This window comes from Tissierella sp. MB52-C2 (assembly GCF_030931715.1).
GTDB lineage: Bacteria > Bacillota > Clostridia > Tissierellales > Tissierellaceae > Tissierella.
In genome coordinates, this window is the sequence record NZ_CP133261.1 from 1,118,632 (window position 1) to 1,144,512 (window position 25,881).

Genomic DNA, 25,881 nt, shown 5'->3' on the forward strand with positions numbered 1-25,881 from the left:
TGTGGAGACGGTCGTGTTGATAGAGGAAGGATAGGTTGAAATAGCTAGGTTGAGAAGGCTTCAAGTGAATATGTAGGTGTGTTTTATGTTCCTTAAGTTAGTTTTAGGGAACATTTTTACTTAGTGGGGGTCTATTGTGTACGTAAAAATGGAACTGTTTGGGCAAAAGGTGTATTATGTAAAGGAAAGACATCCTGCAATTATAGATAAGAAAATTTGGGAAGCAGTCCAGCTTGAAATGAAAAAAAAAGACTATATGGAGAGACATAGGGTTAGACAACTTGATTTTATAAGGGTAGAGGACAATCCATTTACAGGAAGAGTTAGTGGCAGTGTTTTGGGAAGAAAGACTTGGAACTCAACAGATGGAGGACTTAAACGGAGAGTTTGGCAGTGCAACAGGAAATACGAGAAGAAGGGTGAAGTAAGGTGTAGAAATAAGCATATTGATGAAGATGTTTTATATAAAGCAATTATTAGTAGCTTTAATGTCTTAGTGGAAAATAAGGAATATTTTATAGAAAAGTGGAAAGCTGAAGATGGAGACGAGCTTAAAAAGTATAGAGTAAATGAATTTATTGAAATTATTGAAGATGGAATAGTAATTGAAGAATTTGATATAGATTTATATTTTAAGATGATTGAGAAAATGGTAGTATTTGAAGATAGGGTAATAGTTGGATTCCTTAATGGAGCAGAGGTTGAGTGCACAATTCAATAGGGTGGAGATAAGACAGAAGGCAGTTGGGATTTGAAGGTATAGTCCTAATTGACCTCTTTCTGGTAATTAATTGAAGAAACATAATGAATTAATTATGAGTATAATATATAATAAAATAAAGTGAATCTTCTTATTATTTTTTAACAATAGGTTATTCGATATTTATTTAAATAAGGGTAGTAGAGATAACAATTATAGGAGAATATTCTCGAACCTTAAATCAGGAAACTAGGTATAGCTAGAGGTATTACCCACATAATGGTTGGAAATATAGGAGTTAGGCGCAATATCATCTTTGGTTTGTAGGGTGGGCCAAGGAGGTCAAGTAAGGAAGGAATAAGCTTTATGTCATTTTCTATAGAAGTACATTTTGATGAGAAGAGTAATTTGATTATAAGAAACATGTGGAAAAAATTAATAGAAAGAGATATATCAGACTATATTGATCAATATGGAGGTTTTCCACATATTGCATTAGCAGTATTTAATGATATTGATATTTCAGATATGGAGAGATTAATAGATAAAGTTGTTGAAAATGAAAGTATGTTTACTATAAAAATATCTAGTTTAGGAATTTTCTCATCAAATGAAAGTGAATAGTTAAGCCAAATATAACATAGGAATATTATACCTATGTCGTATTATATACCTTATTTGGTGTATTACCGACAGGTGTCGGAGATTTATAAGTTAGATGAAATTCTTTCAGACAGGGTCAAAGTATTCATTTTATTTAACAATATAATTTGATAAAGGTAAATTTGGGGTTTATATTACACGCAAGTTAAATTAACTACTTGCGATAAGATGAAGCGTACTATAAGTAGCCGTGGTTTTTTCTATAAATATGAGACAAATTTTATATTCTTATTTGAATTGTCTCAAATAAGAAATTTATGAACTTTTTGGGGGATAAAATGAGGTATATAGAGGATGAAAATTTTAAATATAAAGATGAACTGATAAAAGAATTAAGAACTTACAATTTGAAACATACTGGTGAAAAAGACTCATCAACTGAATATTTTTATGCTGTTGATAGTGGAAAACTGGTTGGAAGTGTATATACAAATTATTCTTGGGATTGGGTAAGTATTGGTAGTATATTTTATGAGAATATTGATGTTTTAAAAAAGTTGATTTCAGAGGTTAGTCATTATTATAAAAATAAAGCAATAGGCATGAAATTATATACAGAAGTTGAATCTAGGGTAGAAGATTTTAAGTCTATTGGTTTTGATATTGGAGGAATTACAGAGATAACACCAAGAATAAATAGATATTCTTATTTGAAGAATATTGATTTTGATATAAAAAGTAATTCTCAGACAGAAGTTATAGTTATGACTGAAAAAATAGATAAATATAATTCTATTTTATTAAATCGAATAGAGAGATTTAATAGGGATAATAATATTTATCCAATGGAAGAAAGAAATATAATGTTTGTTGCATTAGATTATGATAAATTTGTTGGAGGCGTTCATGGGACCATTACTGAAGATTCAATGTATATAGGTTGGCTTGTAGTTGATGAAGAATATAAAGGAAATGGAATTGGTAAAAATCTTATGTGTAAAATAGAGGAAAAAGCAAAAGAGCTAAATGTCTATAGTATTAATTTAGGTACAGTAGAGTTTCAAGCAGTAAAATTCTATGAAAAATTAGGATACAAGATAGTTTTTGTAAAAGAGAATGATCCAAGAGGCTATAAATCATATAGTATGGTGAAAAAAATATAATTGATTTAGAAATTAATGATGGTGAGTACATTTATAAAACAATTAAAGTAAAAGCAGCAAAATTAGGTTACTTTTTAGTAAAGAACCATTCTTTTATAGATGGAAATAAGAAAATTGGGAGGAACAGTCAATGATAATGATTTGCTAAACTGGATAATAAATCATAGTTAAACTTATAAGTACACGATTCCACCAAGGGGATACTATCTCCCTACGACATCTTTATTGACCTCTCAAGGCACGTGGAATCCATAATCCTGTTGCAAAAGAAAAATAGATAAATATAATAGAAGAAAAATGAATAGAAATGTATTAGAATTGAGGACTTAGGTGAAAACTTTCAAGTCCTTTTTTAATAGAAAAATACATGGATTCCTACTTAGAGACGCAGCTTTGATTTTATCAACAAGAACTTGACTAATGAGTCAATTCAACATATAGTATACTTATAGGGATTGACCAGTGAGTCAATATGGAGGTATCTATGGCGAGAGAGGTATTTAAAAAACTAGCAGAGGATAAGAAAAATACTATTATTAAAAGTGGAATATGTGAGTTTTCAAAAAAATCATATTCAGAAGCAAGTACAGATATAATAACTAGAAATTGTGGTATATCGAAAGGTATACTATTTTACTATTTCGGAAGTAAAAAAGAATTCTATTTTTATTGTTTGGAGAAGGCTCTGGAACGGCTTATTACAGAACTGCCAGAGCTGGAAGTAAATGATTTTTATGGGATCATATTCTCATTTATAGAAGAGAAATTCAACCTTTGCCGTGAATTTCCAGAAGAGATGCGGATTGTAAACATGGCAGCACGAGAGACGAATAGTCAGATTTCTGAGCGAAGGAATGAAGTACTCGCAAAGTATATGATAAAGGGTAAGGAAAAATCGGCAAAGGTAATGGGCAAGGCAGTGGCAGCGCTTAATTTAAAAGAAGAAGCTAATACTGAGAAAGTAACAGCGGCTTTTACCCTTTATATTGGGGCAATCATTAACAAATATTTAGAAATTTACAAAGAGATGCCAGGTCAGTTTTTTAAACAGTCAGAAGAAATAAAAGCAGAGATAAGAGCGTGTATGGATTTTATGTTATATGGTGTGGTGAAGGAGGAATCAGAATGAAGAAAATTGGTATTTTTGAAGCTATGATATTATGCAGGAAATATAAAAAAATGAATGAAGCAGAAAAGGTAAAAATACAAAAGAAACGACTTCATAAGATTGTAAGTTATGCAAGACAGAACAGCCCATATTACAAAGAGCTTTATAATAATATTGGTGATGAGTTCGAACTTTCTGAACTGCCACCAACAAATAAAAAGGAGTTAATGTCACATTTCGACGATTGGTCAACAGACCGTTCAATAAAACTTTCAGATATCAATGAATTTATGAAAGATCTTGACAATATTGGACGCAAATTCAACGAAGATTATCTTGTATTTACTACGAGTGGATCTACGGGCGATCCATTAGTAATGCTTTGTGATAGAAACACTAATAATATAATGGGTGGAATTAGTACAACAAGAGCTTTCGCCAGAAAACAAGACTTGAAAGCATTTTTGAAGGCTGGAAAAAAAACAATTGGAGTATTTGCAACAGGTGGTTTCTATCTGGGAAATAGTTCAGTACGTTCAAGATTACTTGCGATGCCTTGGAAGAAAAAGCAGATGGATGTAACGAGTGCGCTGTTGCCAATATCACAGATAGTAGATGAACTGAATGCCTTTCAGCCTGCAATGCTTGGTGGGTATCCAACCATTTTGGAGCTCCTTATAGATGAACAGAAATGTGGGCGCCTTCGTATTAATCCTGTAATTATTATGACAGGTGGAGAGTATTTAAGTAATCATTTGCGTGAAAGACTCTCAGAAGTATTTCAATGTTATGTCCAGACGAATTATTCTTGTACCGAAGGAGGAACAATTGCGTGTGAATGTACAGAACAACATTTCCATATCAATGACGATTGGGTGATTATTGAGCCTGTTGATAAGGATAATAAACCAGTTCCCAATGGTGTACAGTCTGATAAAATTCTACTTACGAATTTATATAATTATACACAGCCATTCATCCGGTATGAGGTTACTGATCGAGTGGTAATTCATCATGAACCTTGTGTATGTGGCAATGGATCTCCCTGGTTAACTATCGAGGGGCGTGTTGATGATATTGTCACGTTCTTGGAAGATGGTAAAGAAATAAAAATTGCTCCACTTGCCATATATGCAATATTAAAAGAAATCCATGAAATTCAAAGATTTCAGATCGTGGCTTATAAGGATAATAAAATAGAATTAAGAATTAATCCTATCTACGGACATAGTAAAGAAGAAGTATTTGAATATGCCTGCAGCGCTTTAAGGAAGTTCCTTGCTTCCCATGGTATTCATCATGTAGAGATTTCTCTATCTACGGAGGAGCCAAAGCAGCATCCTAAAAGTGGTAAGTTTAAACATGTGATTAATGCTGGATGAAAACAGGCAATAAACAGCTTTTCAGTACCAATTGTGACAGGATAATAAAAAGATACACATTTGCCACCAAGGGGATAATATCAACCTACGACATCATTATTGTCACCTCAAAGCACGTTGAGAGTATAATTTTGATGACGTATTATGGTAATATGGAGAAAAAATAGAGCTTAACCACAACATGTAGTGGTTTGAGAACGAAATTTGGGTCAAAAATCAGTGGAAAAATACCGTTTTTTGACCCTTAAAAATAGGGTAATATGGTGTATGAAGCTTGGAAAATAGAATGCAAGAGGGAGGTGTTAGTAAATGTATAATATAGAAAAGGTACTTGAATTGCTTAATATATGGTCATCCAAAGAATTTTCAAATAAGGAATCAAATATATGTCTTTTCCCAGAATGTGCAGATAGTTCAATAGCTTCTCATTATATTTCAGAAAAAAGAGTGCTAAAAAAAATATCTGTAGATAACCATGTATATTATTATTCTCATAAAATGGATTTTCAAAAAATAGGAACAAAAAAGGTATCTGTATTTAGTGGATTTTGTAACAAGCATGACTCAGAAATATTTGATGCAATTGATAATTATGATTATATACCTGGAAATAAAGAGCAAGAATTTTTATTTTTCTATAGAGCTTATTGTAAATCATATAAATCGAAGTTCGTGTTGGTCAATAGTTATAGAAAGTTAATAGGCTATATTAAAGAAAATAAACTAACTGAAATTAATTCTTACTTTGAAAAGATAACTATTTCAGAGAAGCAAAGAATAAAACTGTTAAAGTATTTTGAAAAAGAATTAAATGATGAAAAAGCCATATTAGATGATTTGAGTAAAATTAAGGATACTATAGAATTTGGACTGAACCCGATTAGGTAGACACGACAAATAGTCTGTTTAGTCAGGTTCAGTTTTTCATATTCTAAGGGAGATAAATAGCCAAGTGAAGAGTGTCTTCGCTTCCTATTATAAAATAGTTCTATATATTCAAATATGGCTTTCTTAGCTTCTTCACGTGTAGCAAAAACTTTATTATTATCCATCATTTCTGTTTTTAATGATTTATTAAAAGACTCCATAATTGCATTATCATATGGGTTACCAGCATTACTCATACTCGGTACAATCCCATGTTTTTCAATTTCAGCTTGATACCTTTTCCCTATGAACTGAGTTCCTCTATCTGTATGCACAATAAGACCTTCACCAGGGTCTTCGCTCCATATAGCTGATTCTAATGCATCTAGTACTAATTGTTCTCTCATATTTTTATCCATAGACCAACCGACAATTTTACGAGTATATACATCCATATAAGCCATAAGGTATAGAAACCCTTCTTTAGTAGGAATATATGTAATGTCACCAACCCAAGTTTTATTTCTCATATCTGCAGAGAAATTTTACATAAGAATATTATCTTTTATTAGGTCTTGTTGGACCTTTTTATAATTGCCGTGCTTCTTCCTAGGGTGTTTTCCAGATAAACCGCACTCTCTCATTATCCTGTACACTCTTTTATGGTTAACAATTATACCCCTAACATCTAGTTCTATTTTTACTCTTCTATATCCATAGCACATCTTAAATTGCTTATGTATATCTGTAATATATTCTTTTAAAGCCTCATTCTCAACTGATCTTTTACTTGGGGTTTGATTAATGTATTTGTAATAGCCTGATCTTGAAACTTTTAGCAATTTACGCATTGTTTGAACACAATACTCATTAGAGTGTTCTTTTATAAATCTAAATTTTACTTGCTTTGTACCTTGAGGAAGGCTGAGTACTTTTTTAGAATTTCACATTCCTTTTGCAAAGAATCCACTTGTTTATTAAGTTTTATTATTTCAAATTCGTGATCTCTGCGAGCGTTACCTTCACCAGAGAAAGCTTCACTTCCGTGAGCTTCATATTCATTTACCCATCTATATACCATATCTCTAGATAAGTCTAGCTCATTAGCTATATGTGATACTTTCTTACCTTCCTCAATAACTTGTTTAACAACTTGAACTTTAAATTCTTTACTATACTTTTTTCTAGACATAAAGTACCCCTCCTAATAAAAGTATTGACTAAATCTACTAATCTATACGTCTACTAAAAGGGGTTCAGTCCAGATTTTTATTTTTTAAATCTGTCTACCATAAGGGGAGCATATCATAATAGGCTTCGTTTCTTTTTTATTTTAAATACTATCGGCGAAATAAGGACAATATCTAGAACTTATATATATAGTTCAACTGTAAATATAAATTCTCAATGGTAATTCTTTATTTTTTATAAGAAATTTAAAGTATTGGACAAAAGTTAGCTGACAAGAAATTTATTCTGGAATATACTTTAGATAAAGAAGGGAATAAAAGGGAGGTAGACAAGCATGAATGCATTATTAGAAAGGATAAATAGAACTGCAGATGAAATAACAGAACGAAATTTAATAATGGATATGTCAGAACAAAAAATCATTGAGTCAATTTCTGAAGATGAGATTTAAGTATATACTTTTATGAGTGCATGTCCTACAAGTTTCTTAACATGCTGTTAGTAGGATGATACAAATTTGAAGTATTAATTTAGAGTTTGAAGTAAGATATGGCTAGTATTAGAAATGACGATTTCTAATTAATATAATGTTAGCACCTTAAACGTTCAAAAATTAGCAATTAAAGGATAGTGATAAGCCTTTAGATCAAAAGTAAAAAGAAATTTTTAAAAAATGAATAAATATTATTTTAAGCATTTTAACTGGATTTACTTTATCCTTTTGTCTATAGGTGAGAACTAAATTTCACTTAGTATAATCAAGGAAATATGTATAATTTCTACTATGCTTGTACTGGGGAAATTGGAATACAATGGGAACTTTTAAAACTGATAAATCTCAATATTTCTATGACACTGGGACAAGCAAAATGTTTTCTTGTGATATTGACGAATATGAAATACTAAAGAATTTGACTGAAATTGGAGATTTAAGTCAGCTAGAACAAACAGTATCTGGAAAAGAAAAGAAATTAGCACTAAAGAAAATAGAACAGTATATAAAAAGTGAAAAAAACTTTAAAAGGAGTGGTATTATGTTTAAAATCAAAAAAGTATTGCCAGTTTTTTAGCAATTCTAATGTTAATTCCAAGTGTTAATGTATTAGCACAAGAACATAACATAACTGAGAAAGATTTAAAACTAGAAGAATTAATATCATCAATAGACATTGACAAGGAATTAGATAATGCAATTAATGGAGTTATGGATAATAAAGTTCCTAAAGAAATAATAGACTAAATAAAAATTGAAGGAGATTTTATTTCTGAAGAATCTTTAATAAGAAATTTTTCTACATTACCCTCAGAAACTCCGGAAATAGAAACAGGTTATACAGTAAAAAAACTTGGAGAAATTAATGGTGAATCAGTATATTCAATGACAGCATATGCTAAAACTAAAGAAATAGAAGATAAAAAAACAAAATTTGGTGTTACTGCACTTGTTGGATTAGTTTGGATAGATAATTTCGGATCGGACAATGAACTAGAAAGTGTATTCTACGGATGGAAAACAACTGATAATTCAACAGTATCAAATAGGGAACTTAGAATTCTTATTGATGACGCAAATAAAGATGGAATAATTTATCCAAGAAGTAATGACTTTACTCATTTTAGTTATTATAGAAAAGGATATAGATTTAGTGCAAGTACAACTGCAGATGTTACTGATGATAGAAATAAAGGCTCTATAACTGTTACTGCAAAAACAACATTATGGAATTAAATTTAAAGTATAATTATTAGAAGGGGTGAATTTTATGAAATTTAAAGATAATTTAAAAATATTTATCTCAACATTATCATTTTTTATAATTGGATTTATAATACTTCTAATAATTGCTAATTCAATAAATCTATATAATTATTTTAATATTTTTATAGTAGATTTCTGTAAAATAATTCTAAGTGTTTTAATAGCATTTATTATATTTAATTTTAAATATAGTAAAGAACCAAAAAAAACAAAATTATAAAAACTATAAAAAAGATTTAATATTAAAAATTATATTCACTATCTTTCTATCATCGATATTCATATATAATTCAAAAAATCCAATAGGATTATACGCATTAATGGATTATAAAGAATTTTATCTCAATTACAGTTTAGTAATACAAAGCTCATTTACTTTAATATTTATTCTTTCAATGATTACAACATATTTGATACTTGAATATAGATACATGAAAAAGACGATTAATTAATCGTTTTTTTTCTTTTTTGTTTATGAATACCACCCGCTAACCTAAGATCCAAGGTTAAAACATATAGAAAACATATAAAAATTATTTAGCTTTAACTTTGAAATATTATAGCAAATAAAACAGTTCCTTCAGATAGGAAATAAGGAAAGACTCAGACATATATATGTAAATGAATAAAGAAGAGATATGTAGCTAAATTGAAATATAAAGTAATAAAGAAAGTCATGCTAGTCTGCATGGTGGTAATTATGCTGTCTGGATGTTCGAACAATGAAAATTTAGATAATGATTTTCCAGGTGTAGAAGGCAGCAAACAGCCAATAACAGAAGAAAACAAAGAACTAAGTGGAAAATTAACAGTACCCACTGTTTTTGATGGATATGTTGATATATTTGCTGAGGAGTTTATGGATATGCATCCTAATGTGGAGATTATAGTAGAAAGACCAGATGACAATAAGCCTCATAATGTATCGAATGGCTATCGATTTATTAAGTGGAACAGCCACTGATTTGGTAGATTTAAGTGGATTAGATATCAACCATAAAGCTCAAAGGGCCTATTAGTTAATATATATGATTTTATGGACAATGATCCTGACTTTGACAAATCTGATTATTATACCAATATTTTTGAAGCTATGGAATACGAAGATGGACTATATGACATGCTGCTGACATTTCAGTATGATATGGTATGGATTAGTAAACCTTTAGCATAAAGTATAGAATTAGACTATGAAAATTTAAAAGATATAAGTTATACTGAAATGCTTAATATATATGAGAAAGTTAAAAAGACAGACCCTTCACCAGATGAATTTTATCTTATGCCCGGTGTTACAAAAAACTCATTTTTCAAATATGAATCTGTTGATTTTTATGATATTGAAACCGGAGATGCTAATTTTGATAGTAATGGATTCTTACGATATTTAAAGCTTACAAAAAAGATGAATACAGTTTATCATCCACAGGATCAGGAATGGGACTTTACTCGTGTAGGAGTAGGAAATGAAGATTTTCTAATAAAGGATTTTATGTTTGCTAAATTTACAATGAGTAATATTGATATGGCGAAGATGATGGTTGAATTTGAAAACACAATAGACCCCATTCCATTTTTAAGCAGTAAAGGAAAGCAATTTACTTTCAACATATGCTATTTACAATAACAGTAAGAATAAAGAATTGGCTTGAGGGTTTCTAAAATATTGTGCATCTGCCAAAGAATTACCCGTATTTGAAAGTGAAGAAGATGAATATCAATACTCTTTTATGTTTTAGGGAAATATACCAATAAATATTGAGAATTTCTATATCTATTTCAGACATAGTTTTGAATCTGATATTAAGGATTATTCAAATATAGGTCTTGAAGCTCATTGGAAATTTATAAATGAAGAAGAGAAGGAAAAAATGATTCAGGATACTTTAGACCAAATAAATGAATGTAACAAAGAGAAGAATGTATTAGTTGGAAGTCTGGAATTAACACATTTACTCAGAGAAGAACTAGATAATTACTACTATTATGACTTAGCAACGGCAGAAGAAACAGCAAAGATTACTCAGAATAAGGTCTTTACTTATTTAAATGAAGGGGAGAGGATATGAAGATAAAACATATGAAAAGAGATAGTCTATTACCATATATATTACCTAGTTTATGTGGGATATTATTTTTTTATGGTGTCCCTTTTATATTGTCTTTCTATTATACTCTTATAAATAATATGGGAGAAAATAAGTTTATAGGATTAAAGAACCTCTCTGAAACATTGTAAAATCCAATATTTCAGAGATGTTTAACAAATCAAAGTCTTTTTATAGTCATTGTGGTGCCGCTATGCCTTATTTTAGCTTTATTTTTTGCATTACAAATAAGGAAATTAAACAAAGGTAAGAATCTTATATTTTTAATATCCATCATACCCTTTGTTATTCCATTAGGTACTAGCATATATTTTTGGAAATTTATCTTTGATGGAGATGGACTTGCTAATAAAATTTTGTATTCCTTCAATATTTCCATGATCAACTGGTACAAAAATAGCTGATTAAGCTACGAAGCAAAGGCTTCTATTGTTTATAAATGTACTGAATAAAATGAGAATAAATCGTAAAATTAAATGATTAAATTTTAAAAATTGGACAAAAGTTAGCTGATTTTAGAAACTGAAGAATGTACAATTGATTATAATAAGATAAGAAAATATATAATTTAATTATCGGACAAGCTTTAAGTTTTCTTCATCGTAGTTGAATTTAAAAATTCTTATGTATGGAATGAAAATTAAAAATACTAAGGAGGTAAAATATGTATACTATCTATTTAACAACAAGATGTAATTATAGGTGCTCATATTGTTATGAAGATTATGGATATGAAACTGATATGTCTCAAAATCAAATTATAAATGTGGTGGATTATATTTTTAAATACGATAAAAATCAAAAAATTAATATTGGCTTTATGGGTGGTGAACCATTATTAAAAAAAGATATCATTTTTTTAGTCGTTGATTATATTAAAAAAAAATATCCAGATAGAAATATAAAATATTACATGACATCAAATGCATCATTAATTACTAGGGATTTTGTAGATTTTATGAAAAACAATAATTTTGAACTAAGAATAAGTCTAGATGGAAGTAGAAGTACAAATAACCAAAATAGGTATAGTAAAAATAAAATTGATTATTATGGTGAAATATTCAATCATTTAAAATTTATGAGTGAAACCAAACTTAAATATTCAATAAGAATGACTGTGGCAAAAAATGCTATAACAGATTTATATGACAATATTAAGTACCTCTATGAGACATTTTCTGAACCGATAAATTTAATTTTCGATATTAATATGATTATTGATGATACAGTAGAGGACCTGATTCGTAAAGAAATCAAAAAAATAGAAAACTATTATGTATCGAAAAACTTGTGCTCTAATAAGAGTGGTCTAACCATAGATCAATTTGATGGTAAATTCGTAAATGTACTTTCAAATTTTGAAAATAGATTTGGGATGTGTTCTGCTGGAATTAGTTCTTTTAATTTTATGCCTGATGGGAAAATATACCCATGTGGATTTTTAACAAACAATGATAAATTCAGCATTGGAGATATTAATGAACCCATAAATACGTGTATGTCAAAACGCCTAGCAATTTCACTCGTTGAAAAGGAAAAAACAAAATGTAATGATTGTAAAATTAAATTCTTTTGTCATGGAATGAAATGTGGATATAAGAATTATATTAGAACAAGTAAGATTAATGTACCATCTGATTCGACTTGTAAGATTGAAAAGATATTCTATTCTTCAGTTATGAATATTTTAAACTGTTTTTTGAATGATGAAAATACTGATAATATTTTGGGTAGAAAATTAAAATCTATAATAAAATCAATAGACTATACGGGTTTACAGCTAAGTGATTTTGGGGAACTAATAAAAAATAAAGTGGAGATAATATAAGATTTATGAAAATAGGAGTAATTGATACCGATGGAATATTCGATCACACTTTTTTTAAAGATAAAAATATAAAAATAATTAGATATAACCATGGTATAAATGGTGTAAAAAATTGGAATTATAATTTCACCCATTCAGAATATATATGTTCTTCAATACTACAAGAAAATCCAAATGCAGAAATTATATTAGTAAGCATTATAGGTGAGGAATATAGAAAAAAAGGTGTAGATTTTATAAAGGCTCTTTATTATTTAATAGATCAAAATGTAGATATAATAAACTTGAGCTTAGGAATAGAAAATACTTATTATAAGGAGTTGTTTGGGGCATGTGAGTATGCAAAAAGTAATAATATTCTTATAGTTGCATCACATTCAAATAATGGTAATATTACATATCCGGCAAATTTTAATAATGTTATTGGAGTTACAGCAAAACCTTCTGAAAGTTATAGACTATTTAATTATGATCATGAAAATAATGATATTTACTATAATTCAACCTTACCTTATATTTCTTATTTTCATCTAAATCAATATAATTTGATGATAGGAAATAGCTTTGTTACAGCAAAGATTACTGGTATACTGAGCAACTTTATAGGGGATCGTAATACCGATGATAAGAGTTTGCTTATAAATCTGATTAATAGTCCAATTAATAAAGTAACAAAGTATCAAGACTATAGAGATGAAAACTTTATATTTATAACTAATAGATCTAAAGATCCATTGCAGCTGAAATATATAGAAGAGTATCCAAATTGTAAGATGATTATAGATATAAATGAAATCGAATATTTTAAGGCAGATGGTAAAAATTTAGAAGAGGTTTCATTATTCATTGACATCAATAGTTATAAATTGTCTTGTGAAGTAAGAAGTAAGTTGAATAATATTATTAAAAATAAATGGGCAGTCTACAATTCTATTTTGTCAAGATATCCTCATTATAATTTTGTAGAACGTTTAGGTTTTTATAAAGAAAGCATTACCATCAATCAATATCTATTTTAATTAAATAAGGTTATGGAGGTAAGAAATGTATTTTCTAACATTAGAACTTATCAATGCTTGTAATATGACTTGTAAATATTGCTATTTAGGATCTAAAAAAAATAAATTGATGACTAAAAATACAATTGAAAGGTCTATTGACATATGTATTAATGAAGCTGTAAAACAATATGATAAGAAATTAGATGTTTGTTTAATTGGAGGAGAGCCTTTAATGGCATATGACAACATGGTATATACTGTCAACTTAACTAATAGAAAGTGCGAAGAGAAAGGAATATCTGTTTTTTATAATACTATTATTAATGGGACGTTATTAAATAAAGAGATGATGGATTTTTTTATAAAAGAGAGATTTGATTTAAAAATTAGCTTAGATGGCTCAGAAAGTGTACACAATTTAAACAGATTTTACAATGATGGAAGTGGTAGCTATAACGATGTAGTAGATAAATTAGACTTAATTAGAGATTATGAAAAGGCTACAGGCAAAAAATGCTCTGTTGCAAATGTAATAACAAAAAATAATGTAGACAAACTGAAAGATACAATTATTCATATACATAATTTAGGTTTTAAAAGATTAGAGTCCGGTATTAATATATATGATGATTGGGATACCCCTTACCTGGAGATTTTAAAAGAGCAAATAAATTTGGCATTTGATTACTATATCACAAAAAAGATGGAGGGGGATAGCTTTTATTGGTTTTTTATAGAGAAAAAATTAAGAAATTATTTTACTGATGTTGAGTTCTATGGATGTAGAGCTGGATTATACTCTTCATATATAAATGTTGATGGTCAGATATATACATGTAAAGAAGTTGAAAATAGAGATTTTTTAATTGGAGCAGAAGACAAAGGTTTATATCCAGATAAAATAAGAAACTTGATAAGAAAACAGAGTATCTATAATGAATGTATGGATTGCTCCTATTTAAGTCATTGTAGTGCACGAGGCTGTATTATTGAGAATTTTGAAATAAATGGTGATATTTATAAACCGGTACAAATTAAGTGTTTAGAAACAAAGATAGTTTTTGATATGTTTAAAAATAAAATTGGCAAAGAACAAGAAGAATCTTTTCGGAAATTTTATGAGAGGATGAATAGTAATGTTTAAGAATGATAATTTACATATATTAAAAGTTGAGAATAAAGTATTAGTAACTAATTTCGAAAATGAAACTATGTTCTCTATTCCTATAGAAAAATATAATAAATTAGATGGTGAAACTTTATATAATTTTTCAAGAAAAATATCAACAAATAAAAATGTATTGGACAAGCCATTTGATATAAATATAAACACTTTATACATAATATTAACGGAAAAATGTAATCTAGGTTGTACTTTTTGTGCTTTAGGATGTGATAGTTCTAGTGAGATGGATAATTTAGAATTAGATATAAATAGAATAAAAAACAAACTTATTGATTTGATAAAACAATCTAATCCTAGAAAAATTATTTTAACAGGTGGGGAACCTCTTATATATGGAAAACTTGGAGAAGTAATTGAATTATTAAAAAAACATACAACAGCTAAAATTGTATTACAATCTAATGGTTTGTTATTAAATGAAGAGATAATTGATAGATGTCTTAAAGATGTTGATTGTATAGAAATTAGTACAAGCCACTATGATGAAATTGGAAAACTAGATAATAGTTTGGACTATTTAATTAAATCAGGATGTGATCTTAGTTTGTCCTTTTTATTTGATGGTAATTACAATAAATTATATAAAGTTGTCGATTTAGTTTTAGATAAAAAGGTTGGATTTGTGTTGAATTTCATAGCAGGATTTGGAAGTGCGAAATTAAATGATTTAAATATATTATCAGGAGAGGAGAAGTTAAAGGTCTATTACAATCTAGCTAGATATTTATTAAATAAAGAAAACAAAGATATTGAAATTCTAAATTACACCTTTTTTTCGGGATTGAAAATCACTAAACCTTGTGGTGCATTTGGAAGCATATTAACTGTTTATCCTAACGGTAATATTTATCCATGTCATTCTACCACTGAGTCATGTTATTGTATTGGAAATATAGATGAAGATAACTTCGATAATGTATTAAAAGCTTACAAGAAACTAATGAATTCGTCAAAATACAAACAAAAATTCGTATTAAATCAAAATGGAATATGTAATGATTGCGAATATATCTACCATTGTGGAGGATATTGTTTAGCAAAAGATTCTAAAGAAAATTTGTCAGATTGTATTTTAAGAAAATTTTGGGTTGATTATTACATATTATATTATGATTTTAAAAAAGCATTTCGAAATAATCTAACCAGTTTTGTAAATTATTATGAATTAAAATACAAAAATTAAATTGTATGTACTATATTCCTATATATATTACATAAATCTAAAGAAGGAGGTTAAATAAATAATATAAGATTTGGCTGTCTAAAAATGTTGAAGGTTACAACTTATCTAACAACAATAGACAGCATAGGAATTCAAATCTAAGGTTTAAGGAGGGAAATTATGAACGAAAAGGAACTAGTTTTAAAAAGCAAAGAAGAGGCTATTGTAAGCGAAGAATTAACTGTAGAGGAAGTTAATGTATATGGAATGTATTGTGGAGATCCTAGAATAGGTTGTTTTGTAGATTGTCCTGATTTATCGCCATGGATCACAGATGCGTGGTAAGATTACAAGTAAGTTAGTATTTCCCAAGGAAAAATATAAAGAAAGGAGAATCTTTTATGGATGAAAAAATCTTATTAGAAAATGAAAAATTAACAAATGAAGAATTAACAAAGGAAGAAGTTAATATTTATGGTAACCCTTGCGGTTCTATTAAAATCCATTGCTTATATGATTGTATAAACAATACCCCGTGGATAACAGACGCTAACTAATGATTAGATCATACCTACTAGTTTGTACAGTAGGTATGATTAAATTTTCTTGCTTTAAGCATGGAAAGTCATTGGCTATGACAATGTAAGAAAAAAATTTAGCTTCAAGTAAAAATACATACTAATAATGATGTTTTATCAATTATATCACAATATTGAATGTATCCAAGTTAGTGGGTTTTATTATATATGTTTAATAAATTCAGAGGAGGTGCCGTATGCAAATAGTTAAAATAAATTATTTAAAAAAATATTTTGGTGAAGAACCAAACATTGTTAAAGCAGTAGATGATATTGAATTATTTATTGATGAAGGAGAGTTCGTTTCTATTATAGGAGATTCAGGCAGTGGCAAAACCACCTTACTAAATTTAATAGGGGGAGTAGATCGTCCGACTTCAGGTGAAATAATTATTGCGAACCAAGATATCAACGAATTAACAAACGACGAACTTACAAGATTTAGAAGAAAACATATTGGATTTATATTTCAAAATTATAATTTGGTTTCGATTTTGAATGTCAGGGAAAATATTTTATTACCATTGGATTTGGATGATAGGCAATATGACGAAGAATATTTTAATGAAATAGTAAGTACTGTAGGAATTGATGATAAGTTAGAGGAATTTCCAGCTAAGTTGTCAGGGGGGCAACAACAAAGAGTAGCAATAGCAAGAGCCTTAATTACAAAACCTAAGATTATTTTAGCTGATGAGCCTACTGGAAACTTGGATCATAAAAATGGAGAGAATATTATAAATCTATTGATAGAATCTAACCAGCGTTTTAATCAAACAATACTAATGATAACTCACAATTTAGAATTAGCAAAGAAAGCGAATAGAATTTTAGAAATCTTGGATGGAAAAATTGTAAAGGAGAAAATAATATGCAAAAGGCAAGAGATAGAGGATTTTTAAAAAGTTATGCTGTTCGAGGGATCTATTCAAATAAAATGAAATCTTTTTTTATAGGCCTCACTATTTTTATAATTACAGTATTTGTTCTTACAACCTCCTTGTATCTGGCAGGGATGAGGACCATCGTAGAAGATAGAATATTCAACTCACATCAGGCTACTTTTTTAAACTTTGATATTACGAATATTAATAAACTAAAAGAACATGAATATGTAGAAAAAGCTGGAATGGGAAATATTATGGGAGAATACAGTCGGCAAGATTATAAAATAAGAGTAAGCTATATGGATGCTGATTTGAGAGATATGGCAAGCCTTTCGGATATTGAAGGGAAAGAACCGTCTGGCAAAAATGAAATTATTGTTCCTAAAGATTATTTGAACCATCTAGAGTTACCTGAAGAGATTGGGCAGAAACTTAAATTGGATTTAGGAAATGGCGTGGAGGAAGAATACACCATATCCGGCATTATTCAAAAAGAGAGTGCGCCAAGATTGTATGTAGTCCTTGTTTCAAGAGATTATGTAGAACAATATGGTGATAAAACACAATACTATGCTCAATTGAAGATAAAAGACGCATCTTCTTATGGAGAAGAGGAATTAAAAACACTTATCCAATCAATTGCAGATGAAAATCAAGTAGAAAAGGTGAATTATTTCTCAGCTTATTTCAGCTATGTAAGGGGCTTTTCACCTTCACAGACATTGGCGGCGATAGGTGTAGGAGTGCTGTTGGCTTTTGCAGCATATATGATTCTTTATAATATATTTTATATTTTTGTATTACAGGATACTCGTGAGATAGGCCTTCTTAGACTTATTGGAGCAGATAAAAAACAGGTAAAGAAAATCCTATATCAAAGGGGTATCTACCTTGCTACGAGGGGAATTTTTATAGGTGTTTCTTGCAGCATTTTAATTGCTGGTTTTGTGTTGCCCAATGGGTTTCGACTAATATTTGAAAAAAATCTAATAGCTACTGGAAAAAGCCTCATACTGACTGTTCTATATGTCAGCTTAGTTGTGTTTTTATCCTTGAGAATTCCTATGAGAAGAATCAAAGTGATTTCTCCCCAAGAAGCTTTTAGTTCTTCTTTTGGAGAAAGCCATATTATAAATCGCAAAGAGCGATATAAGGTAACACCTAAATTTTTAGCTTTATTAAACACTGGAAGAGACCCCAAAAAAAGAAAAGGTATCATTATTTCCCTGGGAATTGCAGGAATACTATTTATTACCGCCGCATCCCACATACGTTCTATTGACACGGAGATATTGGCTCGTCAATCATATCCAAATGAGGAATTTAAGATATTTTTGTCACAGGAAAACAGTGGGAAAGAACATGATAATGTAGAAAACTATCGAATATTGCAACAAAATAATCCAATTGATAACGAACTTATCAAAAAAATAGAGGTACTGCCCAACATAAAAAGTGTTAGAGAATATAAAGGTACATTGGCAGAAGTTGTGATTAATCAAGGAGGTAGCAGTTATTCTAATATTGAAGGTTATCATCAGGAAGCGGAAGATGCTTTTAAGAAATATCTCCTAGATGGAACTGTGGATGGAGTAGAATTAGAAAGAGAGAATGGAGTAATTATAAAAAGTCCTGGAACTTTCAAGGAAGTTTATGGATGGGATGTTAAGTTGAACGATTCTATTCAAGTTAAAACAGTAAATGGCGAATTAGAATTAAAGGTTATGGGAATTATTTCGGCTTATGAAAGTGAAAATGCTTTTTTATTTGTTCCCGAATCAATATTGCAAAATATACAACCTCTTGATAATTACAATTATCGATTCACTGTTGAACTTCAAAATAAGGATTTGAATTCTCAAAAGGAAGCAGAAAAACTTCTTCGAAATATAATAGGAACAGAAGAATTGGAGATGGATACGTTGCAAGATAGTATTGGAGCATATGAAATAGCTGTTAGGTCTACAAAAAGGGTGGCATATGGCATTACCTTTTTAATTATTTTTATGGGAATAATGAATTTGATAAACACGTTAATAACAAATGTTATTAGCAGAGTTGTAGAAATCAGCACAATGCAGATTGTAGGATTAGACGAGAAACAATTAATTCAAATGATACGGAATGAGAATTTATACTACCTCGGGAGTATAAGTATCATTTCAGCCATAGGAGGCGGTATACTTTCATTGATTGTGTACCACATTATAAGGAATAATCCGATATTTGGGAGATTGCCTTACGTTTTTCCTTTTATAGAGATGATGATTTATATTATAGTAATATTTATAATCGAAGAGATATTGTTACAGTATAGTATAAGATATCTTGAAAGAAAACCATTAGTCCAGAGAGTAAAAAATTAACTTAGATACTAAGTTATTTGAAAACTACCATAAAAAATAGAACTGATACAAAAAGTGAATGCAGGCCAGTCATAAACACTATTGCAAAGGATACTTTTATGTCAAGGGTTACAGTAACGAGGAGGATAGCTGACCTTATCAGATGCGGATTAATTAGCAAAGAATCAGGTTACAGGGAAAATGACAGTAACTTTTCTAACCGATATTTTTGAAAAATAATGCTAAACAGTAAAAAAGACAGGTTATCCACCAAGGAATTAGCTGTCTTTTTCACAGACCGAGATGGGAGTCATTGTGAACCTATTTGTAGAGAGATGGTGATATGCATATCCATTGTTATGTTTGTGATAGGAAAAATTAACACTATGGTGTTATGAGTAGGGAAAACCATATTCGTATATCTTTCAATACTTATACTTTGACTTTAGGGATTAGCTAGTATTTGGCTATAACAACTTAATTCTTAGAACTTGAAATGAGGAATTAAAATGAAGTTACAGTCAATCACGCTACATTTGCTGTGCTTGCTGATGCTAATAATTATTAAAACGGTATATCCTATAGCAAAATCAAAAAACATCAAACAAAAGTTAGCTGGAATATTTAAGAAAATATACTATAATAGAATGACATCATAATGCATAAATAGATTTTCTTTATATAAATAATAATAGAAGGAAACCAATATGATCTAAATAATAATTTTAAACTGATTTAAACATACCTCATCCAAAAGAAAAGGTGATTGATCTTTGGTATATTTATTAATAATAGAAATTTAAGTAAGTGGGTGAAAGATATTGGGAGATAAAAAGATTCAATTTGAAGGGTATATAAATAGTTATCTAGAAAATCACTTGGCAGAGAATAGATTAAGTAAAGAATATTTTAACCTGGGATTTTATGATTACTTATTAGAACAGGTTCAAAACAATTCAATAAAGACATTGTTAACTATTTTTTGGGCTTTTAAAAAAGAGCAACTTTTGATAGGAGATGTTCCAAAAGAAAGATATGAAAACTTTGCTCAATATTCATTAACAGAAGAATTTCATGAATTAGTTGATAAAATGTATCCATTATTAAAACCAAGATTAAATAAAATTCTTCAGAATCACATAATAAATTATAATGATTTAAAAAGTAGAGTTGGAAAAGATAAGGACGAAATTGATAAGAAGTTTGGATTTAGTATTGGAGACATAAAAGATTGTAATATAACATATGGAGTTTCGGATTACCATAGGGGTCTAAAATCAGTTTGTATAATAGAAGTTGATAATAAAAAGATAATTTATAAACCACGTTCTGGAAAAATAGATATTTCGTGGAGTAATTTTATTAACTGGTTTAACTCCAAAGGTTTATCGTTAAAAATAGATACTATTAAGACATTAGATAAAGAAGAATATCATTGGCAAGAATATATAGATAACAAGTCATGTAAATCAAAACTAGAAATTCAAAATCTTTATTATAGAATGGGTATCCTAGCAGCTATATCTTATGCTTTTAGAATAGAAGATTTGCATATGGAGAATATTATTGTAAGTGGGGAGTTCCCACACATAATAGATTTAGAAACGATTTTTCAATTAGATGGGTTTCAAAAAAGTAATTTAGAGGTAAAAACTGTTAGTGACATTATAAATAAAAAAATTAGTGAGTCTGTTTTAAGCACACAACTTTTTCCCACACCTAGTAAATTCCATGATTCTGAAGTAGATATTTCAGGTATAGTGGGACAAGGTAAACAGATAATAAAAAATGGTAAAGTTAAAATTTCCAATCAATTTACTGATGCTGTTGAAGTTATAAGAGAAGACGGTATAATGGCAAGAAAAAGCAATATTGGACAAATAGAAGATAATTTTATTAATCCAAAAGATTATATTAAAGAAATAATAGAAGGATTTAAAGAAGGATATATATTACTTAAAGATAACAAAGAAGAACTTTTAGGGTTAATAAATTCAGGAGAATTATTTAAAGGAATTTCTCCAAGGTATCTTTTTAGAAATACAAATCTATATGCTATAATTCTTGAAATGAGTAGAAATCCTAAATATTTGAAAAATAAGTCAGATTTAGATAGATTATATCATCTTCTTTTTAATACAGATAAAGATTATATACTTAAAAAAGTTTATCAATCAGAATTAGTAGACTTACTAAATGATGATATACCGTATTTTTATGGATATATTAATGATAATACTGTATATAATTCTAATGGAGATGATTGTTTTATTCTAAAACAAACACCACTAATGGCAGTAAATGAAAGAATTAAAAATCTAAATCAAGAAGATCTAAATATTCAAATAGACTTTATATTAAAATCTATGGCTAAACCAAAAAAGACTTGGAATACTGTTAGGAATAAAAGTGATGATAATATAATTAAATATATAGATAATAACAATCAACTTGTGATAGAATCTGCTATAAAAATAGGTGATATGCTAATTAGTAAAGCTGTTTTTCATGAAAGAACAAAAACAATTAATTGGTTAGACATTCAAAATACATTCCCTACTTGGACCATTGGTTCACAAGGGGTATCCCTATATAATGGTTTAGCAGGGAATGCAATATTCTTTTCCAGTTTATATCTTGCAACAGTTGATATAAGGTACAAAGAAATATTGTATAAGATATTAAATACAATAAAATTAGATGTTGGGAATATAAAAAACATACCTCCTTCAGCATTTAATGGAATGATTTCTATAGCATATTTGTATGCGTTTTTGTATAAGCAAATAGGATACAAGAATATGCTTGAAGAGAGTGTTGATATTGTAAAAAAATATAAGGCAAAGATTTTGCAAAACATTTCATACGACATTATTGATGGGTTAGCTGGTATTCTTGTGGTGATTTTGAATATATTTGAGTTAAGTCAAGATAGAGAATTAGAACACTTATCTATAGAGGTGGGAAAAGATATAATTTCAAATATTAAAATAGAGGGGAAGTCAGCTTATTGGAAAAAAGGTAGTAACAATGAACTTATGATATCAGGATTTTCTCATGGCTTGGCTGGGGTATCCTATGCACTGGGTAAACTATATAAGATGACGAATTATAAAGAAAGTATATATATAGTTGATAATTTAATAAAAATAGAAAACAATTATTATAATAGTGATATTGAGAATTGGATGGATTTAAGAAGTCAGGGTGATTTAAGTATAAATGACTCTCCTATACATTGGTGCCATGGGGCAACTGGTATCGGGCTATCAAGATTAAAGAATAAAGATTTTATAGATACTTTTGATGATATTGATAAAGCTTTGAAAGCTGTCAAGAAGAATGGTTTATATCGTGATAGTGATTGTCTATGTCATGGAAATCTAGGAAATATGGAGTTGTTGTTAGAAGTATATAAAGAGAACAATGATATAGATTTATATAATCAGGCTATTATTAAAGCGAATGAAATAATAAAAAGGAATGAAGGTAGCCAAGAATATAAAAGTGGTGTAGGTCAAGAATTTAATAGTCCAAATTTTATGTTAGGATTATCTGGAATGGGATATGAATTTCTAAGATTATCAAATCCAAAAAAATATCCATCTGTATTATTATTGGAGGTTTAAATGAATACTCAAAAAATACCAATAAAAGCCCCCAAAAAAAACATTGATAGGGGAACGCTACTTACAATCTATATTTTTATCCAGATGCTGTTATATCTCTTAACATTTAAAGCATTAAAAAAGAATGAATATAATATTATAGAATATTTATCAATATATTTAGCTTTAATTTATAGTGCTATTGCTTATCTAGTTTTATTATTGAATACTAGAAATAATAAAACAATGTATTATTATTGTGTAGTAACAACTATTTTAAGTTTTTTTTTACTGATAGATTTGAGTTATTTAAGAAACTATGAGGGTAGCTATAACTATATTCAACTTATTGTATTATTTATGATATTGAATATAAGTCAAGATATTTTAACACAAAAGATAAGTAGAGGGTTATTTTATAAATATATAATAATTATTTTATGGACTATAGGCATAGTACTAGGATTATTTAAAAAAGATATGTATATGTTGATTTATCAAATAACATTTTTAATTATTAGTATTTATCCTATTATTTCTTTAATATACAATTATAAAAAGATTAAGAACTATGGTAAACATTTATTCCCTGTATTTTTATTTATAGCTTTAGTGAACACTATATTTCTTGTATCAGGTTTTTTTACAACAAGCTCAGAAAGAGGAATACATAACTATGACATTTATATCTATTTAAATATAATAGAACTTGTTATGAGTTATTTAATTCTATCAACTTTAGGATTCTGGGAATTAATAAAAAATAAAAAATATAATATAAATCGAAATACTATAATTGGTTTGATTTTTGTTATGGGATATATATACTGTAGTAAGGAAAGACTGAAAATAGGTATTTTTACGATTTTCAGTTTTATTATAATATTAAAGCAATCTCAGATATTAGATTATTATATAAGGCTAGCGATTAATAAAAATAATGATATGCAAAGTGAATCGGAAACTTTTGGTTTGTTTAAGAACATAATCAAAGATAATGTTGCTGATTTTAAGAAAGAGGAGTTATATAAAGAGCGTGTTGCAGGTTTTTTACATGATGAGATATTACAAGATACTATATATGTAAAAAAAGAACTTCTTGATCATTATAAAATGTCTCCAAATGAAAAAATCTTTAAAGTTGTTGATAAGATTATTAATACAACAAGAGGACAAATAAGTTTATATAAGCCTTATATAAATTATGATTTAAATTTAGCAGAAAATTATTACAACCTTATTAAGTCTTTGAAAAATAGATTTAATATTAATAATATATTGGTAGACTTTGTTTGTGATGGTAAATTGTTCTTAAGCCCGCCATATGATTTGATAATTTACAGAATGATTCATGAATTAACTACCAATATCTTTAAGCATTCTAAAGGAGAATATTCTATCATAGAGCTTGAAGCGGATAAGAATAAGATTATTTTAAGTGTGACAAATTATGGAGATTATCTTGATAATGGAACCATTATAAACATTGATAGCAGAGGGCTTAAAATCATAAAGAGTGATATAGATAGATTAAATGGGACTCTAGATATAAACTCATCTGTAGATTCAGATAGTTTAATTAGTGAGGGGGAATTTGATGAATCTATACTTAATATAAAAATTACGATACCGATTAAGGGAGAAAAGATGTATGAAAATTTTATTAATAGATGATCATGGAATGTTTAGTGAAAGCTTAAAAATTACTTTAGAAAGAGATGGAAATATTGAAAGAGTAGATGTACTAGAAGATATAGATATGATAAAGTATAGAATATTAAATAATGAATATGATATTATTTTAATGGATATAAATATTAAAAAAATTACTGGAAATAAAGATGGACTCACAATTACAAAAGAACTTTTAGAAAAGGACGAGACATTGAAGATAGTTATGTTAACAGGATTTGATATGCCAGGATATGAAATAGAAGCCAAAAAAATTGGTGCCAAGGGGTTTGTATGTAAGGATGATTATACGGAAGTCCTAATAGAGAAACTTAAGAAGGTATATGCTGGAGAGAGTGTATTTAGAGAAGAAACTGTTTATATGGATGAATTAACAGAACGGGAGAAAGAAATATTAATCTTATACAGTTCAGGACTTTCAAGAAAAGAAGTTGCTAACGAATGTCATATATCAGTAAGTTCATTAGCTGTAACATTAAATAGAATTTATGAGAAATTGGATATAAGAAATTATCAAGAGATGGTAAATAAGGCGTTGGAATTGGGATATATAAAACCAAACTTTTTTTAAATTTACTTTTAGGCATGGGATTAGATATCTAATTCCGTGTTTTTTTATGGAGAGTTTTAATAGTATGTACAAAAGTTAGCTGACATTAATTATATTTTTAAATATAATTAAGATACAAAGAGAAAAGGAGGGGAAAAAC

Annotated in this window: 27 protein-coding genes and 1 pseudogene; 25 read left to right on the forward strand and 3 right to left on the reverse strand. The window is 28.5% G+C overall.

All coding sequences use genetic code 11. The annotated features are described in order from the left end of the window. Positions 1-136 precede the first annotated feature (136 nt). From RBU61_RS05470 to RBU61_RS05495, 7 genes are all read left to right on the forward strand, one after another. A complete protein-coding gene (locus RBU61_RS05470; RefSeq protein ID WP_308878605.1) occupies positions 137-721 on the forward strand; it encodes a recombinase zinc beta ribbon domain-containing protein in 585 nt (194 codons plus the stop codon). 345 nt (positions 722-1,066) lie between these two features. Further along, positions 1,067-1,324, forward strand: a complete 258-nt coding sequence (locus tag RBU61_RS05475) for a hypothetical protein (protein ID WP_308878606.1) — start codon at positions 1,067-1,069, stop codon at positions 1,322-1,324. Between the two features lie 317 nt (positions 1,325-1,641). Next, on the forward strand, positions 1,642-2,466 hold the full coding sequence (locus RBU61_RS05480; RefSeq protein WP_308878607.1) for a GNAT family N-acetyltransferase: 825 nt from the start codon (positions 1,642-1,644) through the stop codon (positions 2,464-2,466). A gap of 41 nt (positions 2,467-2,507) precedes the next feature. Further along, a complete protein-coding gene (locus RBU61_RS19510) occupies positions 2,508-2,600 on the forward strand; it encodes a Fic family protein (RefSeq protein ID WP_374212515.1) in 93 nt (30 codons plus the stop codon). Between the two features lie 350 nt (positions 2,601-2,950). Next, on the forward strand, positions 2,951-3,595 hold the full coding sequence (locus tag RBU61_RS05485) for a TetR/AcrR family transcriptional regulator (protein ID WP_308878608.1): 645 nt from the start codon (positions 2,951-2,953) through the stop codon (positions 3,593-3,595). Next, positions 3,592-4,956, forward strand: coding sequence for an AMP-binding protein (locus RBU61_RS05490; RefSeq protein ID WP_308878609.1), 1,365 nt, complete (start codon positions 3,592-3,594; stop codon positions 4,954-4,956). Before RBU61_RS05485 ends, RBU61_RS05490 begins: the two co-directional genes overlap by 4 nt. A gap of 309 nt (positions 4,957-5,265) precedes the next feature. Then, positions 5,266-5,844: a hypothetical protein gene (locus RBU61_RS05495; RefSeq protein ID WP_308878610.1), complete on the forward strand. Its 579-nt coding sequence runs from the start codon at positions 5,266-5,268 to the stop codon at positions 5,842-5,844. Positions 5,845-5,879: 35 nt separating this feature from the next. Here the strand turns inward: RBU61_RS05495 and RBU61_RS19515 are convergent. From RBU61_RS19515 to RBU61_RS05505, 3 genes and pseudogenes are all read right to left on the reverse strand, one after another. Further along, positions 5,880-6,356: pseudogene (locus tag RBU61_RS19515) on the reverse strand (IS3 family transposase); the annotation flags it as partial. A 12-nt stretch (positions 6,357-6,368) separates the two neighbouring features. Continuing rightward, positions 6,369-6,674: an IS3 family transposase gene (locus RBU61_RS05500; protein ID WP_308878611.1), complete on the reverse strand. Its 306-nt coding sequence runs from the start codon at positions 6,672-6,674 to the stop codon at positions 6,369-6,371. A gap of 47 nt (positions 6,675-6,721) precedes the next feature. Beyond that, positions 6,722-7,015, reverse strand: a complete 294-nt coding sequence (locus tag RBU61_RS05505; RefSeq protein ID WP_308878612.1) for a transposase — start codon at positions 7,013-7,015, stop codon at positions 6,722-6,724. An 811-nt stretch (positions 7,016-7,826) separates the two neighbouring features. On the opposite strand from RBU61_RS05505, the gene RBU61_RS05510 reads away from it, so the two are divergent. From RBU61_RS05510 to RBU61_RS05595, 18 genes are all read left to right on the forward strand, one after another. Further along, a complete protein-coding gene (locus RBU61_RS05510) occupies positions 7,827-8,084 on the forward strand; it encodes a hypothetical protein (protein ID WP_308878613.1) in 258 nt (85 codons plus the stop codon). An 8-nt stretch (positions 8,085-8,092) separates the two neighbouring features. Then, positions 8,093-8,254 (forward strand): hypothetical protein, encoded by a 162-nt coding sequence (locus tag RBU61_RS05515; RefSeq protein ID WP_308878614.1) that lies wholly within the window; start codon positions 8,093-8,095, stop codon positions 8,252-8,254. A 138-nt stretch (positions 8,255-8,392) separates the two neighbouring features. Beyond that, complete coding sequence (locus RBU61_RS05520) at positions 8,393-8,743, forward strand: hypothetical protein (protein ID WP_308878615.1); 351 nt, start codon at positions 8,393-8,395, stop codon at positions 8,741-8,743. 34 nt (positions 8,744-8,777) lie between these two features. After that, complete coding sequence (locus tag RBU61_RS05525) at positions 8,778-8,993, forward strand: hypothetical protein (RefSeq protein WP_308878616.1); 216 nt, start codon at positions 8,778-8,780, stop codon at positions 8,991-8,993. A gap of 480 nt (positions 8,994-9,473) precedes the next feature. Continuing rightward, positions 9,474-9,737, forward strand: a complete 264-nt coding sequence (locus RBU61_RS05530) for a hypothetical protein (protein WP_308878617.1) — start codon at positions 9,474-9,476, stop codon at positions 9,735-9,737. Between the two features lie 258 nt (positions 9,738-9,995). Beyond that, positions 9,996-10,400 (forward strand): hypothetical protein, encoded by a 405-nt coding sequence (locus RBU61_RS05535; RefSeq protein WP_308878618.1) that lies wholly within the window; start codon positions 9,996-9,998, stop codon positions 10,398-10,400. Positions 10,401-10,644: 244 nt separating this feature from the next. Beyond that, positions 10,645-10,842, forward strand: a complete 198-nt coding sequence (locus RBU61_RS05540; RefSeq protein ID WP_308878619.1) for a hypothetical protein — start codon at positions 10,645-10,647, stop codon at positions 10,840-10,842. Positions 10,843-11,545: 703 nt separating this feature from the next. Next, positions 11,546-12,712 carry a radical SAM/SPASM domain-containing protein gene (locus RBU61_RS05545; RefSeq protein ID WP_308878620.1) on the forward strand — a complete coding sequence of 389 codons (1,167 nt, stop codon included), beginning with the start codon at positions 11,546-11,548 and terminating at the stop codon, positions 12,710-12,712. A 5-nt stretch (positions 12,713-12,717) separates the two neighbouring features. Next, on the forward strand, positions 12,718-13,731 hold the full coding sequence (locus tag RBU61_RS05550; protein WP_308878621.1) for a S8 family serine peptidase: 1,014 nt from the start codon (positions 12,718-12,720) through the stop codon (positions 13,729-13,731). A 25-nt stretch (positions 13,732-13,756) separates the two neighbouring features. Further along, positions 13,757-14,857: a radical SAM/SPASM domain-containing protein gene (locus RBU61_RS05555; RefSeq protein ID WP_308878622.1), complete on the forward strand. Its 1,101-nt coding sequence runs from the start codon at positions 13,757-13,759 to the stop codon at positions 14,855-14,857. Continuing rightward, complete coding sequence (locus tag RBU61_RS05560) at positions 14,850-16,082, forward strand: radical SAM/SPASM domain-containing protein (RefSeq protein WP_308878623.1); 1,233 nt, start codon at positions 14,850-14,852, stop codon at positions 16,080-16,082. The genes RBU61_RS05555 and RBU61_RS05560 overlap by 8 nt, the downstream gene beginning before the upstream one ends. A 159-nt stretch (positions 16,083-16,241) precedes the next feature. Continuing rightward, on the forward strand, positions 16,242-16,406 hold the full coding sequence (locus RBU61_RS05565; RefSeq protein WP_308878624.1) for a hypothetical protein: 165 nt from the start codon (positions 16,242-16,244) through the stop codon (positions 16,404-16,406). 56 nt (positions 16,407-16,462) lie between these two features. Further along, positions 16,463-16,618: a hypothetical protein gene (locus RBU61_RS05570; protein ID WP_308878625.1), complete on the forward strand. Its 156-nt coding sequence runs from the start codon at positions 16,463-16,465 to the stop codon at positions 16,616-16,618. 218 nt (positions 16,619-16,836) lie between these two features. Next, positions 16,837-17,541, forward strand: a complete 705-nt coding sequence (locus RBU61_RS05575) for an ABC transporter ATP-binding protein (protein WP_308878626.1) — start codon at positions 16,837-16,839, stop codon at positions 17,539-17,541. After that, positions 17,511-19,892, forward strand: coding sequence for an FtsX-like permease family protein (locus RBU61_RS05580; protein WP_308878627.1), 2,382 nt, complete (start codon positions 17,511-17,513; stop codon positions 19,890-19,892). The genes RBU61_RS05575 and RBU61_RS05580 overlap by 31 nt, the downstream gene beginning before the upstream one ends. Positions 19,893-20,692: 800 nt before the next feature. After that, positions 20,693-23,500, forward strand: coding sequence for a type 2 lanthipeptide synthetase LanM (gene lanM, locus RBU61_RS05585; RefSeq protein ID WP_308878628.1), 2,808 nt, complete (start codon positions 20,693-20,695; stop codon positions 23,498-23,500). Next, positions 23,501-25,153: a hypothetical protein gene (locus RBU61_RS05590; RefSeq protein ID WP_308878629.1), complete on the forward strand. Its 1,653-nt coding sequence runs from the start codon at positions 23,501-23,503 to the stop codon at positions 25,151-25,153. Further along, positions 25,131-25,742, forward strand: coding sequence for a response regulator transcription factor (locus RBU61_RS05595; protein WP_308878630.1), 612 nt, complete (start codon positions 25,131-25,133; stop codon positions 25,740-25,742). The genes RBU61_RS05590 and RBU61_RS05595 overlap by 23 nt, the downstream gene beginning before the upstream one ends. Positions 25,743-25,881: the final 139 nt, after the last annotated feature.

Bases quoted from the DNA above. Each gene is read 5' to 3' on its own strand.
- RBU61_RS05475 (WP_308878606.1), top strand. From the start codon at position 1,067: ATGTCATTTTCTATAGAAGTACATTTTGATGAGAAGAGTAATTTGATT.
- RBU61_RS05480 (WP_308878607.1), top strand. From the start codon at position 1,642: ATGAGGTATATAGAGGATGAAAATTTTAAATATAAAGATGAACTGATA.
- RBU61_RS05485 (WP_308878608.1), top strand. From the start codon at position 2,951: ATGGCGAGAGAGGTATTTAAAAAACTAGCAGAGGATAAGAAAAATACT.
- RBU61_RS05490 (WP_308878609.1), top strand. From the start codon at position 3,592: ATGAAGAAAATTGGTATTTTTGAAGCTATGATATTATGCAGGAAATAT.
- RBU61_RS05495 (WP_308878610.1), top strand. From the start codon at position 5,266: ATGTATAATATAGAAAAGGTACTTGAATTGCTTAATATATGGTCATCC.
- RBU61_RS05500 (WP_308878611.1), bottom strand. From the start codon at position 6,674: ATGCGTAAATTGCTAAAAGTTTCAAGATCAGGCTATTACAAATACATT.
- RBU61_RS05505 (WP_308878612.1), bottom strand. From the start codon at position 7,015: ATGTCTAGAAAAAAGTATAGTAAAGAATTTAAAGTTCAAGTTGTTAAA.
- RBU61_RS05510 (WP_308878613.1), top strand. From the start codon at position 7,827: ATGGGAACTTTTAAAACTGATAAATCTCAATATTTCTATGACACTGGG.
- RBU61_RS05515 (WP_308878614.1), top strand. From the start codon at position 8,093: ATGTTAATTCCAAGTGTTAATGTATTAGCACAAGAACATAACATAACT.
- RBU61_RS05520 (WP_308878615.1), top strand. From the start codon at position 8,393: ATGACAGCATATGCTAAAACTAAAGAAATAGAAGATAAAAAAACAAAA.
- RBU61_RS05525 (WP_308878616.1), top strand. From the start codon at position 8,778: ATGAAATTTAAAGATAATTTAAAAATATTTATCTCAACATTATCATTT.
- RBU61_RS05530 (WP_308878617.1), top strand. From the start codon at position 9,474: ATGCTGTCTGGATGTTCGAACAATGAAAATTTAGATAATGATTTTCCA.
- RBU61_RS05535 (WP_308878618.1), top strand. From the start codon at position 9,996: ATGCTTAATATATATGAGAAAGTTAAAAAGACAGACCCTTCACCAGAT.
- RBU61_RS05540 (WP_308878619.1), top strand. From the start codon at position 10,645: ATGATTCAGGATACTTTAGACCAAATAAATGAATGTAACAAAGAGAAG.
- RBU61_RS05545 (WP_308878620.1), top strand. From the start codon at position 11,546: ATGTATACTATCTATTTAACAACAAGATGTAATTATAGGTGCTCATAT.
- RBU61_RS05550 (WP_308878621.1), top strand. From the start codon at position 12,718: ATGAAAATAGGAGTAATTGATACCGATGGAATATTCGATCACACTTTT.
- RBU61_RS05555 (WP_308878622.1), top strand. From the start codon at position 13,757: ATGTATTTTCTAACATTAGAACTTATCAATGCTTGTAATATGACTTGT.
- RBU61_RS05560 (WP_308878623.1), top strand. From the start codon at position 14,850: ATGTTTAAGAATGATAATTTACATATATTAAAAGTTGAGAATAAAGTA.
- RBU61_RS05565 (WP_308878624.1), top strand. From the start codon at position 16,242: ATGAACGAAAAGGAACTAGTTTTAAAAAGCAAAGAAGAGGCTATTGTA.
- RBU61_RS05570 (WP_308878625.1), top strand. From the start codon at position 16,463: ATGGATGAAAAAATCTTATTAGAAAATGAAAAATTAACAAATGAAGAA.
- RBU61_RS05575 (WP_308878626.1), top strand. From the start codon at position 16,837: ATGCAAATAGTTAAAATAAATTATTTAAAAAAATATTTTGGTGAAGAA.
- RBU61_RS05580 (WP_308878627.1), top strand. From the start codon at position 17,511: ATGCAAAAGGCAAGAGATAGAGGATTTTTAAAAAGTTATGCTGTTCGA.
- RBU61_RS05590 (WP_308878629.1), top strand. From the start codon at position 23,501: ATGAATACTCAAAAAATACCAATAAAAGCCCCCAAAAAAAACATTGAT.
- RBU61_RS05595 (WP_308878630.1), top strand. From the start codon at position 25,131: ATGAAAATTTTATTAATAGATGATCATGGAATGTTTAGTGAAAGCTTA.